Source organism: Bradyrhizobium sp. WSM4873, from assembly GCF_055811355.1.
This window is the reverse complement of record NZ_JBVVPS010000066.1, coordinates 1-13,041: the sequence shown is the minus strand read 5'-3', so window position 1 is coordinate 13,041 and position 13,041 is coordinate 1. Positions and strand designations below refer to the sequence as shown.

At 61.3% G+C, this 13,041-nt stretch carries 13 protein-coding genes and 1 tRNA gene; 4 read left to right on the top strand and 10 right to left on the bottom strand.

The window, feature by feature from the left end; translation table 11 throughout:
- Positions 1-793 precede the first annotated feature (793 nt).
- Both AC0L21_RS37060 and AC0L21_RS37055 read left to right on the top strand, forming a co-directional pair.
- Positions 794-2,233: a DUF3987 domain-containing protein gene (locus AC0L21_RS37060; RefSeq protein ID WP_473266881.1), complete on the top strand. Its 1,440-nt coding sequence runs from the start codon at positions 794-796 to the stop codon at positions 2,231-2,233.
- 106 nt (positions 2,234-2,339) lie between these two features.
- On the top strand, positions 2,340-2,753 hold the full coding sequence (locus tag AC0L21_RS37055; protein ID WP_473266878.1) for a hypothetical protein: 414 nt from the start codon (positions 2,340-2,342) through the stop codon (positions 2,751-2,753).
- A gap of 559 nt (positions 2,754-3,312) precedes the next feature.
- Here the strand turns inward: AC0L21_RS37055 and AC0L21_RS37050 are convergent.
- The 8 genes from AC0L21_RS37050 to AC0L21_RS37015 form a co-directional block, all read right to left on the bottom strand.
- Entirely contained in the window at positions 3,313-3,822 is a 510-nt protein-coding gene (locus AC0L21_RS37050) for a hypothetical protein (RefSeq protein ID WP_473266876.1), read from the bottom strand.
- Complete coding sequence (locus AC0L21_RS37045; RefSeq protein WP_473266874.1) at positions 3,822-4,541, bottom strand: hypothetical protein; 720 nt, start codon at positions 4,539-4,541, stop codon at positions 3,822-3,824. Before AC0L21_RS37045 ends, AC0L21_RS37050 begins: the two co-directional genes overlap by 1 nt.
- A gap of 290 nt (positions 4,542-4,831) precedes the next feature.
- The gene (locus AC0L21_RS37040) at positions 4,832-5,215 is read right to left on the bottom strand and encodes a phospholipase D-like domain-containing protein (RefSeq protein ID WP_473266871.1); all 384 of its coding nucleotides are present in this window, start codon (positions 5,213-5,215) and stop codon (positions 4,832-4,834) included.
- The gene (locus AC0L21_RS37035) at positions 5,176-5,640 is read right to left on the bottom strand and encodes a hypothetical protein (protein ID WP_473266869.1); all 465 of its coding nucleotides are present in this window, start codon (positions 5,638-5,640) and stop codon (positions 5,176-5,178) included. Before AC0L21_RS37035 ends, AC0L21_RS37040 begins: the two co-directional genes overlap by 40 nt.
- Before the next feature lie 519 nt (positions 5,641-6,159).
- Positions 6,160-6,423 (bottom strand): hypothetical protein, encoded by a 264-nt coding sequence (locus AC0L21_RS37030; protein WP_473266867.1) that lies wholly within the window; start codon positions 6,421-6,423, stop codon positions 6,160-6,162.
- Positions 6,424-8,223: 1,800 nt separating this feature from the next.
- Positions 8,224-8,298 (bottom strand) — tRNA-Val (locus AC0L21_RS37025).
- A 156-nt stretch (positions 8,299-8,454) separates the two neighbouring features.
- The gene (locus AC0L21_RS37020) at positions 8,455-9,753 is read right to left on the bottom strand and encodes a hypothetical protein (RefSeq protein ID WP_473266865.1); all 1,299 of its coding nucleotides are present in this window, start codon (positions 9,751-9,753) and stop codon (positions 8,455-8,457) included.
- A gap of 119 nt (positions 9,754-9,872) precedes the next feature.
- On the bottom strand, positions 9,873-10,478 hold the full coding sequence (locus tag AC0L21_RS37015) for a DUF1134 domain-containing protein (protein WP_007606270.1): 606 nt from the start codon (positions 10,476-10,478) through the stop codon (positions 9,873-9,875).
- Positions 10,479-10,617: 139 nt separating this feature from the next.
- Between AC0L21_RS37015 and AC0L21_RS37010 the strand changes: the two genes are divergently transcribed.
- The gene (locus tag AC0L21_RS37010; protein ID WP_473266862.1) at positions 10,618-11,103 is read left to right on the top strand and encodes a YHS domain-containing (seleno)protein; all 486 of its coding nucleotides are present in this window, start codon (positions 10,618-10,620) and stop codon (positions 11,101-11,103) included.
- A gap of 13 nt (positions 11,104-11,116) precedes the next feature.
- On the opposite strand, the gene cysQ is transcribed toward AC0L21_RS37010, so the two are convergent.
- Positions 11,117-11,944 carry a 3'(2'),5'-bisphosphate nucleotidase CysQ gene (gene cysQ, locus AC0L21_RS37005; RefSeq protein ID WP_473266859.1) on the bottom strand — a complete coding sequence of 276 codons (828 nt, stop codon included), beginning with the start codon at positions 11,942-11,944 and terminating at the stop codon, positions 11,117-11,119.
- A gap of 171 nt (positions 11,945-12,115) precedes the next feature.
- Between cysQ and chpT the strand changes: the two genes are divergently transcribed.
- The gene (gene chpT, locus AC0L21_RS37000; protein ID WP_018458347.1) at positions 12,116-12,769 is read left to right on the top strand and encodes a histidine phosphotransferase ChpT; all 654 of its coding nucleotides are present in this window, start codon (positions 12,116-12,118) and stop codon (positions 12,767-12,769) included.
- Positions 12,770-12,837: 68 nt separating this feature from the next.
- Here the strand turns inward: chpT and AC0L21_RS36995 are convergent.
- The coding region (locus tag AC0L21_RS36995) for a hypothetical protein (protein ID WP_473266856.1) at positions 12,838-13,041 on the bottom strand (204 nt) is incomplete at its 5' end.

The following is a 13,041-nucleotide window of genomic DNA, read 5'->3' as shown; positions in this document are numbered from 1 at the left end:
CCCTGCAATCTCAAATGCCGCCGCAACCGGAAAACTGACTCCTGCTCAATCGCTTAGAGCCTTGTTCACGGACGACTAAAGTCTATCCGGCGACAAACTGAATCGCGGGTAGATATTGAAATCCAGACTGTGCTTATCCCGGCGAGGACGCCGGACCGGTAACATATCGTCGAGTGCGAAGCAGGCGTTCTGGCGAGAGGTCTTGTCGAACTCAGAAAAATATGTCCACAGCACGACACAGCGATGTTCGGTCCCAATCCGCACGCGGCCGACGCATCGACGCGAGTGTTCGGCATGGGGTTGCTGCTGAAGTACGACGACCGCCAGCAATCTGCTCCCGAAGCGAATAGCGTGGATTGAACCCTGAAGCTTAGAGCATTGGTTCGCGCTACCTATTTTGAATTCTCCGACGCATCATTTGGATGCACGGGTGTAGCATAACTGAACTACTAAAAGTAGAAACAAAGCATAACATTGCGCATTGTTGCGTTCTGTTTTGGAAGGACTGGCACGGACCGGATCGCCGCCGCTCTCCCAGGGCGGTTTTGGCATTTTGGCATTTTGGCATTTTGGCGCGATCGGGCGGAGCTCGAGGGAAGCTGATAGCATCTGCGAACAAGTTTACGCCGGACATCGTTTTCTTGGGATAAGCAGGCCGGTAGTCGTTTGACGGTCGTGGCTCCATGTCGATGGCGCGATTTTGCGCATGGACAGGAGCAGTTGAGATGAAGAAGCCCAAGAACGCGGAAGCCGCTCGCGAAGGGGACGCAGGGAAGCCGGCCACGGATCCGGGGTGGCCGATATCGATCCGATGTTCTTGGCTGGCAACCGTTCTCCGGCCCCGGCTTTTCCGCTCGCCGCCCTTCCGGACCGCTTCCGCGCCATGGTGTCGGGGATCGCGACCGCGCGACAGGTGAATCTCGACCTTGTGGCGGCAAGCGCGCTCGCAATCACGGCCGGCGCCGTCGGCAATCGCGTTCGCCTCGAGATCACTGAACGGCGAACCGAGCCGGCGACGTTGTTCGTTGGACTGGTCGCTGACCCCGGTGACGGCAAGACCGAGGCGATCGATATTGCGCGCGAGGCGTTCAATGCAATCCGAGCTTCATCGGTCGGCTCATCGGCGACCGTAGAGCGGTCCGATCAGATGTTGGCCAAGGTGGAGCACCGCAGGAATCTCGACGCGCGGAAGAAGCTCGCGGCCGAGGGCCTCTCGCCGGTCATGGATGGCGCGGTCGCGCCGTCGCGCCGCCGCCAGTTGTTGCTGTCGGAAGCGACGGTGGCAGGCATCCGGGATGCTCTCGCGGCCGCCCCCGACGGCCGGACGGTGGTGTCGGACGAGTTGCTGACGGTAATGAACCTGACCGGCGGGAGCGAGACGATCAAGGCGCGCGGGTTGCTCTTGGAAGCTTTCGACGGCAAGCCGAAGGTCATCGCGAATGCTCGCGACGGCGAAATCGCCATTGAGGCGCTGCAGTTGACTATCCTCGGGGCCACCCAGCCGGATCGCATCGCGCTCTTGCTCGGCCCCGCGCATGACGGAATGGCGCCGCGCTTCTTGTGGTGCGCCCCGGATGTCGTGCGGGCCGACGCGATGGCGGAGTCCGATGGCCCGATGGACGACCTGATCACCGCGCTGAACCGCCTGGTGGATATCGAGCCTCGCGGCCTGCCCGGTGCATATCCGCAGCTCATCGCTACCTCGGCGGAGGCACGCGAGATCTTCCGCATCGCCAACGCCGGTTGGAATGAGCGGAGGGTTGTGTCATCGACGATGGTGAAATCGCTCCTGTCGCGCGCGCGAACGCAGGCGCTCCGCCTCGCGCTGAATCTCGCGCTGTGCGAACGCGCTCTCGCGGGGGACGAGTTGCCCGGCCCCGCCATCTCCGGCGAAGATGCGCAGCGGGGTGTCGACCTGATGAACCAGTACTTCCTGGCGATGGGCGAGCGGGTGGTCACCGAATTCAACCGCCGCGAGATCGAGCCGCCGGTCGTGCAGTTGGCGCGTCACCTGGCGCGCCTGAAGAAGCAGGTCATCAACGTCCGTGATGATCTCCGCCGCGGATTGGGTTCTCCGATCCGCGATGCTGATGACATCGGCGAGTGCATGGAGGAGCTGCGGTTGCGTGGTGTTGCAAGGCCTCAGGAGCGTGCGACGCAGAGCGGTCGCCCTTCGAAAAACTGGGAGGTGAATCCGCAGCTCTGGAAGATCTTTCCGACGCTTCACGCTTAGCAGGACGATCGAGATTGGCTTCGGGGCGGCGAGATGGCCGCTCCGTTACTTTTTTGATGGGAATTCCTATCTCTTTAATTCGTTGGCCTCCGCGATCGAAACGAGCGTGCACGACGCACCGGAATTTTGGCATTTCGGCAAGCGTTTTCCGAACAAGCCGTTTCGAGCTAACGAAGATTGCTCAAAGAAGCCTGGCCGGAGTTACAAAATATTCTCCTTTTTCTGTTCTGAGATCGAGAGGGACTGGATGTCAGTCGAAACGTGGGCAAGGAAAGTGGCGTCGGCCGTGTTGATCGAGCCAGGCGAACGGGCGCCAGTAGATGCGGTGATCGTCGACTTTCTTGACGAATTCGAAGATCTCTCGCGCGCCACCAAGCTGAAAATTCCTGCATTCGCGCGGGCCCTGACCGCCGCCGGCTTGACGTTGGCGTCTGGCGCTCCCTACGACAGCGCCACCCTGCGGACCCAAATTGGTCGCGCCCGCACCAAACGTCTGCTCGGGACTCGACGGCCAAACTGAAGGGTGTCTTAACGCCGCTGGCTTTGGTGTTGCCGCAGCGCCATTCAATCATTCGGGTCGGTGGGCCAAGCAGGCATTGTTCTTTTCATGTGAAGCAACCCTTGCCCCTATGCGGCGGCTTCAGCCCTCCGGTAGCAAAAAGTACCCTGGCGCCCCCTTTGCGACACGGAATATTGCGCGGCGGTATGCTCGCCATCCGACTAGCGGCCAATCATAGCCGACGGCCACCTCCAAATTTGTGTTGCCTTCGACTTCTCCGTTGAGGGCGCAGCTCCGAGTAATCGCGGTCCCTCCGTGAAGAACTCCGACAGATCTAATATCGATATCAGCGGATACGATCTTCAGCTTCGTGGACGGCATCCCTCCGTAAGCACACGAGAGCACCAGCTTATAGGCCGGTAAGCCGATGGTTGCGGCGACCGATGATCCGACGGCGAAAAGTGTCGAGCTTTTGAAGTCACCCTCGGCCATGATTTTAGATTCCTTCGAAGTGACTCGATCACAGGATGACAGTACCTCGGTGCGGGCATGAAGGCGCCCTAAGCGCTCGCACATGCTTCTATTTTGCGCGAGCCCGCCGCGAGAGCGTGATGGTTTTCAGAGTTTCGTCCTTGTCACCGAGGCGTATTCTTACGACGAACTGAAGTTCGGCCCCATCGGCAAAATCGGCCTTGCCATCTGTTACCCCTGACACGGTGCCCACCATCGAACCGACCCCCTTTGGTGGAACGATGCCCATTGGCTGCAGGCTCAAAAACGTATCGAGTAAATCGGTGCCTGCGCGCGCTAGGTATAGTTCTCCTTCATCGATGGAGTGCAGAACCGTGATATCCTGCGGGGCGATATTGATGTCACCACGATTGATGATCGAAATTGTCAGCCGAGCACTTTTCCCGCCGATCGGCTTGAGTTGCACGTCGACTGCCGGCTCCTTCTCTTGGATCTCGCGTTCATCCTTCGAAAGGCTGAAATCGTAAGAGAGCTTTGCCACGTAGAGGCTGCCGCCGGATACAATGAAAGCAATTGTTGATGCCACCGCTGCATAGTGGTCAAGCGTGAACCTGGCCATTAGCCGTCCGCCAGATCAGCGTTCAGTCCTGCACGCAGTTCGACGGCGTATCCCAGCGGCCATGCCTTTGGACTGAGTCTCGGCAGACTTTCGAAATGATTGCCGTCGATCGGCAGCACGGCATCCATCCAATTTGCAACCTCTCGCACTGCTATCAGCAAATCAAATACCTGAAAGTTGTCTGCCTCTATCCGAAGATCGTCGATGGATGCAAACAGCGCTTGGAATAATCGCCTTCGTTGCCATCCCAACCCCCGGATCATCTCGCGAGCAGGATCGAGCCAATGCTTCGACGTGATCTCATCAACGCCAAAAGCAATTGCTTCCATCTTCGCACTGCGAACCTCCGGATCATCCGCATTCACGGGCCTATTAAGATCTTCGAGGAGACGCCAGACAGCCGCGAGGCCATCAGCCCGCTGGTCGACATCTAATGTTAGCACATTTTCGATCTCCGCCCGATCAGCGGTTGACCTTCGCTCCTCAGCAGAGACTTGAATTTGGACGGCACTCCACGCGAGCCAACCAGCTAGGATCGCAGCATCGGCGGCCAACAAACCGCCGGAGAGGTTTTCGTAACTGCCGATCGCGCATCCGATGACTTTCATGAAGACGAGGCCGCAAGAGTGCGGCCCCCAGGCAACGGCGCTCGCTAGGATCAGCCCGGAGGCGATAACCAATCCCATGCCCAGGGCAACTCCCTCTTTCCAGCGCGTCATTTCAAGTCACCAGCCCAGCCAAGCCATTTGATTGGTGGCACCCTTCCGCAACTTCGACGGGAGATCAACAGTATGCATGAGCAACGCACCGAAATCATCAGATCCCGAGTGGAGCCCGGCGACTTTCAGCCTAGAAGACCGCGCCTGGCTCCGCGCCTGATCCGGACTGGCGGGCGGTGGGGCAGCGGCGGCAGCGGACGGTCGCGTTTCGTCATGTCCTGTCTTCGGATCAGGGTCCTCCTTTAGGCCGTCCCACAGTTTCAGGTAGGTCGCCCCGATATCGCCATCGGTCACCAGATGGCCGACATTGGTCTGTCCCAAAAATCCTGAAGCCGTAAAGTTGGTCGAACCGGTCCAGACCGACACCGGCTTCTTTCCGCCTTCCAGCCGTAGATGAACTTGTTATGCGGCGTCTGGGGACGGGTTCGCTTGAAGAGGATCGTCTCGCCGTCCTCTTCTTCGGACAGCTCGGTTATCATAATGGCCTTATTGTTCGCCGACGTGTCGTGATAGACGATTTTGACGTCAACACCACGCTTGAGCGCTGCCTTCAGGGCGCCGATCACCCTCTGATAGGTGAATTCATAGGCTACGACGCGAAGTGCATCGCCCTTCGGGGTTTCGTGGATGTATTTTAAGCACGCCTCGACGAGCCCGCGGGACAGCCACGCCACTTCCTGAGGTTGTACTCGGCATCCGTCAGTGACTTGTTGCCGAACTGGTCGGCAAAGGCCTGGCTGGCGATCGCACCTCTGTTGAACCAGACGCCATGATGGGCGTCATCTTCGGCCTCGGTCTTGATCTTGAATGACGCAACTTGACGTGGCTGCAGGTTGCCGGGTTCGCCGAACATTGCCGACACTTCGAAGCTGTGTTCGGTAGCCGGGATCGCCTCATAGTCGGACCAGAGAAAGCTCTGAATCGGATTCTTGTCGGTCGTGAAATGCATCGACTTGCCGGCGGGTACACCCGAGGGGGCAAGCGACTTGAATACTTTCATGCCCGCCAGCCATTGAAGGGGCGCACCGACTTCGCCCGTTCGCATGGCAAATCCCTTGAGGCCCTTGCGCTCGTCATTGTCCATATCAAGGGCGATCAAGACAGCTCGCGTGCCTGCAATCGCCGTGACACGCAGTTTTCCGTCGTCGGACTTCGCAGTCGTCCTCATGGCGATCTTCCCTCAATCAATCAAACTATGACGTTCTGAAAACAATTGGCGGGTCGACGAACCGACCGGCGCGGCCGGCCGAGCCTCTCAGGAATCAGTCTACGTGTGTGTGAAATGGTTCACAATCGTCGGCCATTCAGATGTGAGATATTGTCGACCAGTTCCTTGATGGCGTCACATCAGTGTCGCAAAAGTCCCTCGTTGGCGTGGCAAAATCGCCTTCTGCGTCGAAAGTGAGAAGAACCAGAATTGGCGATCCGACAAGTGTAAGCAGGAGAAGCCGCGCAATACCCGGCCGACCCATCCTTCGCGCTCGCGCGGTGCCCCGGCAAAGATCTGGGCGAAAACCGTGTTCGCGCTCACGAAAAATCGCGTTTTGCTCGGGCTTTCTTCAGAGTGCGGTTCAGCGCGTCATCATACGCGCGGGGCTGTGCGGCCCAAGAGCAGGGTCTATAGCAGTACGTAGAACTGCAACAGCACAGAAAAGATCGGCGACAGCACGAAGAACGAAACGAGCGGCACTTCCGTGCCGAGCGCCGGAAGCCTCACCGGGTCGGCCAGCAAGAGCTGCTTGTTCGTGGCGGTGCCGGCGGTGACAAGGAGGTACAACAGAAGGTTGCTGATCCAGATGGTGGAGACGCGCGTCGCCGAGTCGCTCAGCGACTTTTCCAGCCCTTCGACATCGAAGGGGTTAGTGATTTTATAGGCAGGCATGGTCCGCGCCGTAATCCTCCCGTATATCCGTCAAATTGCTAACCAAAAGGTCTGACGAAACGATTAGTGGATGATTGCAGGCTTGGTGGCAGCGTTCGTCGTCCACTAAGCCCTAGACGACGCAGACAACATGAAATGGCCGGCGGGCATCACTGCCGCGGGCCATCGCTTGCGCTACTTTGCGGTCGCGGTGATCGGCAGTGCTGGCCGCGAGCCTGCCGAACGCCGATTAAGAAAGAGCCATAACCAGCATGCTCCATGCTTCGAACCCGCCCTCTTCTCCACGCCACAACGGCGCAGGCCATGCCGCGTCGATCCCTCGCGCGAAGGCATGCGGAGCTCCTCGCCGGGGGCACTCGGGAAGGGCCCGCCGTGATGAAGTATGCCGGCGTCGCTACCACTGCCCCTCCGGGGTTCCCTCCTAAGTAAGTAGAGCGAGCCCCACGTCGGCAGCGCGGCCGGACCCAAGCTGATCGAGCAGAAAGACGGCTCATCACAAGGGTCAAACGCTGCCAATCACCGTGGTTGCAATGGTAAAAGTTCCTCGCCGACTGACTGGGGGGCAGCATGGTTAAGGCATTTCGCAATGTGATCGTGGCACTTACTTTTGTAGGAGTTACCGGCTGCAACATGTTTTGGAATTTCATGAATGACTATATGGCCTGTGGCCTTGCGCTGGCGGCTTCAGTTGCAGCCGGCTTCGCGTTGAGCGCATCTTCATCGAGCGGTCCCGTCGGGAGATGATCCGCCTCCACGGTGCGGACTGGCATTCGGCGGAGAACCGACAGTTCGACTCATGAGCATCAGCCGTCGCGCGCTCGTCGTTTTCATCATCCGATGTTCGCATTCGACCCGAGGGGCTTAGCCCGATGATCAAACTGGTCCATCCATTCCGGTTCGCTCGCATCGAGCGCGTGCGAGAGCTGCTTGAACGAGACTCCGAAATGGCAGTTGATCCGAATGCGGGCGTGAGCACCACCAAGCTGGTGAGGCCCGATCGGCCAATGCTCGAAACAGGTGTGATACTCGGTCGAGATCCAGGAGGGGTCCGAACTGGGTCCTTTGTTGCGAGCCATGCGAGCGCTACGGCACCGCAACCGGTCAATACGCCCGAGTAGCATCACGATCTGGAAGGGCGATGACCATAAGCCGACCCCCAGGTAAGGGGATGCCGAAAGCGGACTCCCGGCTCCATTGGTTCTTACCGCTTTACAATGTCGCCAAAGGGTCTCGTCATAGTCGTCACCATCGCCGCCAGCAAGCTAGGCAAGAGGAGCGATCCGAACCAAGTCGGGCCCGAGCTCAACGGCAACAGTGGCGGAGAACCGGTGCATAAGCTGGCAACCTGATGATTGAAGGCGGCCCATGTGATGTCCGTCACCGGACGGCAGGTCGTCACTAAAAACCAGGACTGTCTGCTCTGGCGACGTGGTCTCGAGAACCATTTCGAGCTCGCCATTGCCGAGCCGACCCGGCGGCAACATGGCGGCAGTGGACAACACAGCCAAGACCGGCAAGCGCGGAGCATCAAAAGACCCGCGCAAAGCAGGTACCTCGGCGCTGGTTGCCTCGAGCACAACGTACTCGCGCCTATCGAGCGTCCAACGAAACTCGTGCCCAAAGGTCGCGCGCCGACGCGAATCTCGTGGTGAAAGATCAGCGAGCTTTTTGTCGTCGGGATCGGAGCGGCGGGCGAAGTAGAGGGACGATCTTTTTTGGAGTGCCCAGGTTGTGCCCTAGACTTTTCGGGGCACAATGTGGGGGAAGAAAGTTGCTAAGTTACTGTAGATCCGGAACAAATGGTGGGCGCACAAGGGATCGAACCTTGGACCTCTCCCGTGTGAAGGGAACGCTCTCCCGCTGAGCTATGCACCCGAAACCATCATGCAGGCGACCCGAGTTTCGGCCGCCGGCGCTTTGGAGCCCGCGATTTAGAAGTGCGGGCCAAAGGTGTCAAGTTTCGAGGCGCTGCCGGGCCCGAAAACCTTCCCCCGAACCCGCAACTCGGCGGTGAGGCCGTTTTCGGGCCGCTTACGCGCCCTGCTGGCGGGCGCGGGAGGCGTGGGCCTGGAGCGCGCGGATGCGTTCGGCCAGTGTTCCGCCGCCTTCAGGCAGGGTGCCTGCGGCCGTGCCGTTGGTTGGGGCGTCATTGGCCGGGCGCGGCGCCGGCCTCGGCGGCTGGCCGGCCTCCGCCGCGAGCAGGGCCTCGATCGGCGAGTTCGGGCCTTCGAGCTGCATCGCGAGCTTGGCCACCTCGGCGGCGATGTCGTTGATGCGTTCGCGCAGCAGCGCGTTCTCCATCCGCTCGGTCGCCCAGGAGCTCTCGGCCTGCTGCTGGATCGCGTTGATGTCGCGCTGCAGCTTGGCGCGCTCGTCGCGGGCGGTGCGGAGCTGTTCCTCCAGCGCGGTCTTTTCCGCGCGGATCGATTCCATCGCGGCCGACGATTTGCCGCCGCTCACGGCGGCGATCTCGACGCGCAGCTCCTTGATGGTGCGCTCGGAACTCTCATTGGCCTGGCGGAGCTGGTTGTTCTCATAGTCGCGCTCAGCGAGCAGCTTGCCCTGCGTGGCAAGGCGTCCCTCGAGATCGCCGACGCGGCCCGACAGCATCTCGGCCTCTTTCACCTGCACGATGAGCTGGCGATCGAGGTCGGTGACGCGCTGGCTCAGATTCTCGACGCGGCCGCGGGCGTCGCCGAGCTCGCGCGAGGCGGTCTCGGATTCGGTGCGCTCCTGCGCCAGCCGCGCCTGCGTCGCGGCAAACTCCTTTTCGGCGTCGCCGACGCGGTTCTTCAGCTCCTCGATCTGCGCACGGACCACAACCAGCTCGACCTGCCGGCTCTCCGCCATCATCGAGCGGTCGGACAGTTCGGAATTGATCTTTGCGAGCTCGCCCTGCTTGTCGGTCAGCGCGAGCTCGGCGGCACGCAGGGCTGCGGTCTTGGTGTTGAATTCCTCTTCGGTGGCGCGAAGCTGCTCCTTGACCGCCTTCTCGCGCGCCTCGAGCGCGAAGATCGTGGCGTTCTTCTCGCCGAGCTCGATCTTCATGCGGTTGATGGCGTCGCTCTTCTTGCCTAGCTCGGCGAGCTGGCTCGTGGTCTTGTTCTTGAGCTGGTCGACGCTCATCTCCAGCCGTCGCGCCGACATGGCGAATTCGGCGCGGAGCTGGTCCTTGTCGGCCTGGATCTCGGCCATCGACAACGGCGTGGCAGCCTCGAGCCGACGCGTGGTCAGGCGCACCGCGCGGTTATGCACCAGCGGCACGATGGCGAGCCCGCACAGCATCGAAAGCAGGAAACCGATCGCCAGGTACATGATCGGTTCGACCATGGGCCAGAACTCCCAAAGCTAAGGAAAAATTTACCAAGGACATTGCATGCGGGGCCGGCAAAAAGCCAGCCCCGACATGTCGTTAACCTTGATCCGTCGCCGGAGGGGAAAGCGGGACCCTAGAACGGGTTCCAGGTCGCGCGCGGGGTGAATTTCAAATAGCCGATATTGGCTCCCAGCCGCAGGCCGAGGCCGGAGCGGATCGGCACCAGCACGATGTTGTTGGCGGTGAGCGCCGTCATGCCGAAGCCGCCGATGATGTAAGCCGAGCCGTCGAGGCCGGCGAAGCGCTGGTAGATCGCGTTGGTGGCGGGCAAATTATAGACCAGCGTCATGGTGCGCGCGCCGTCGCCACCCCAGTCGAAGCCGAGCGAGGGACCCTGCCAATAGACCCTGAGGTCGCCGGCGTTCTTGGTGTAGAGCGTGCCTTCGCCGTAGCGCAGGCCGGCGACGAAGGCTCCGGACCCTTCCTCACCGAGGATGTAGCCGTTGGGCAGGCCCCATTGGCTGACTGCCTTCTCGATGATCGAGGCGAGACCGCGCGAGACGTTGCCGAAGAAGCGGTGGCCGGCGTTCACGAGTTCGTCCGGCCCATAGGTGCTGGGCGTCGGGGTCCGCTGCGGCGGCGGCAAATCGGGCGGCGGCGGCTGCTGGGCGGAAGCCGGAATGATCCACCCGACCATCGCGGCAAGCGCGACTGCGGCAAGGCGTGATGCGAAAGTCATAAAAGAACCCCTGGTACCGAATCCGGTCGCTTCCTTAACCTGACGCCAACAGGCACGGCTCTAGGTTGCGCCGGATGTCCCCTCGACTCGGATGTTATCCGCAGCAACTATGACGGCACAACGGCAGGAAGCCAGCCCTTTGCGCCCCGGAATTGCCTTGATCGGCCTTCTGGTCTGCATGCTGTCGGGCATTTGGATCCTCTGCGCGGGGGTGCCGGCGCAGGCGGCCACCACCGAGCGGATCGTCGTCAACCGCTTCAGCGGCGTGGCGATCGAGGGCTTCGACCCCGTGGCCTATTTCGTCGATGGCGCGGCCGTGCAAGGGACGGCCGAGTTCGAGGCGAACCTGTGGGGCGCAGTCTGGCGCTTTCGGAACGAGGGCAACCGCGCCTCTTTCCTCGCGCATCCCGAGGTCTACGGGCCGCAGTTCGGCGGCTACGATCCGGTCGATATCGCCCGCGGCGTCATCATCGCCGGTAACCCCCGTTTCTTCGCGATCGCGGCGCAGCGGCTCTATCTGTTCAGCCGGGAAACCAATCGGGACGCCTTCGCCGCCAATCCCGAGCGCTTCCTCTACGAGGTGGGCAAGCGCTGGCCGGCCCTCCAGGACAAGCTCAGCCAGTAGCGCCTTTGCGATATCAGAGTCTTGCCGCCTGCGGGTCACCCCAGGCGATGAACTCCGGGATGATGAAGCCGCTGTCGTATCGCTCACCGAAGCGGAGCGCGCCGCCTTTGCCATCGGTTACGCTGCCGCCGGCCGCGGTCACGACCGCGTAGCCAGCCCCGACGTCCCATTCACAAGTGGGCCCGAAGCGCGGATAGATGTCGGCACTGCCTTCCGCGATCCGGCCGAATTTCACGGCCGAGCCGACCGTCTTTCTGATGGCGCTGGCGCGGTGATCGATGAACGCCTCGGTTCGGGGATCTCCATGCGAGCGGCTCACCGCGGCGATCCAGGGCTCGCCCAGGGGCGGCAACTTGCGGGTATGGATCGGCTCGGCAGCGCCGATGGTCGCGCCGTCGAACCTGACCCGCTCGGCGCCGCGGCCCACGATACCGCGCCAGAGCAGCCCGAGGGCCGGGGCGCTGACGATGCCCAGCAGCGGCACGCCCGATGTCACGAGGGCAAGGTTGACGGTGAACTCGTCGCGCCCGGCGACGAACTCCTTGGTGCCGTCGAGCGGGTCGATCAGGAAGAAGCTGTCGCGGAACGGCGGCGAGGCGAGCTGGGTCCGCTCTTCCGACAGCGTCGGGATGTCGCCCGCAAGCTGGGCCAGCCCGTCCGCGATGATGCGGTCGGCGGCAAGGTCGGCCTCAGTCACCGGCGAGCCGTCCTGCTTGCCGTCGACCCGCATCGCCGTGCGGTTGACCGCAAGGATGGCTTCGCCCGCTTTCACCACCAGCGCGGTGAGCGGCTCCATCAGGTGGGAGGCGGCCGCGCCATCAATGATCCGCTTCACCTGCATGCCTCATTCATCGGCAATTCCATCCCTGCTCGAGTGATTCGCCGCGGCATTAGGGCCGGTTCGAACCGATCGCAAGCTAGCTGCCACGGGCTTGCGAATGTTAGAACCTGCGGCATTCGTCAAGCATGCTTGATTCGCCGCGTCCGCGCCGTGCAATTCCAGGAACCCTTTATGTCTGACGCTTCGTCACCCGCTACCGCCACCGCTCCAGATGCGCTCGAACTCGCCGCGCTGCTGTGCTCGCGGGTCTGCCACGATCTCATCAGCCCTGTCGGCGCCATCGTCAATGGTCTCGAAGTGCTCGATGACGATCCAAAGCCCGACGACCGCGAGTTCGCACTGGACTTGATACGCAAGAGCGCGAAAACCGCCTCCGCCCGCCTTCAGTTCTGCCGCCTCGCCTTTGGTGCGGCCGGCTCGTCCGGCGCGCAGATCGATCTCGGCGATGCCCAGACCATGGCGCGCGGCCACATCGAGGACGGCAAGTGCTCGATTACCTGGAATCTGCCGCGGATCTTGCTGCCGAAGAATCGCGTCAAGCTGTTGCTCAACATGCTGGTCGTTTCGCAGCACACGATCCCGCGCGGCGGCACGCTGACGATCGATCCGATCGGCGAGGGCGAGACGATGAGCTTCCGCATCACCGCGACCGGACATAATGCGCGCCTGCCGCAGAACATCTCCGAGCTCCTGAGCGGCGAACGCGGCCCGGCCGCGGATGCACATGCGATCCAGCCTTATTATACGCGGCTGTTGGCAGAGGCTTGCGGCCTGACCGTGAGGCTCGCGCATGAAGGCGAGGCCATCACCATCATCGCGTCGTAGACACGAAGCCGCTCTCAAACGTTAATCGAATCTTTACGAGGCGCTTCGGCTTGTCCGGAGCGCCTTATCTATTTGTTGATTCCGTTCTTTTCCACATACTCAACCAATATTAAACGCTTTGCGGTGAAGCTGGCCCCATTCCGAATTGGCGCATCACGTCTTGTGTGCGCGCCCTCCCTGTATGAAGGCCTGTTTTCATGGATGATCTGTTGCGGGAGTTTTTGACGGAAACCAGTGAGAGCCTGGACACCGTGGACAATCAGCTGGTGAAG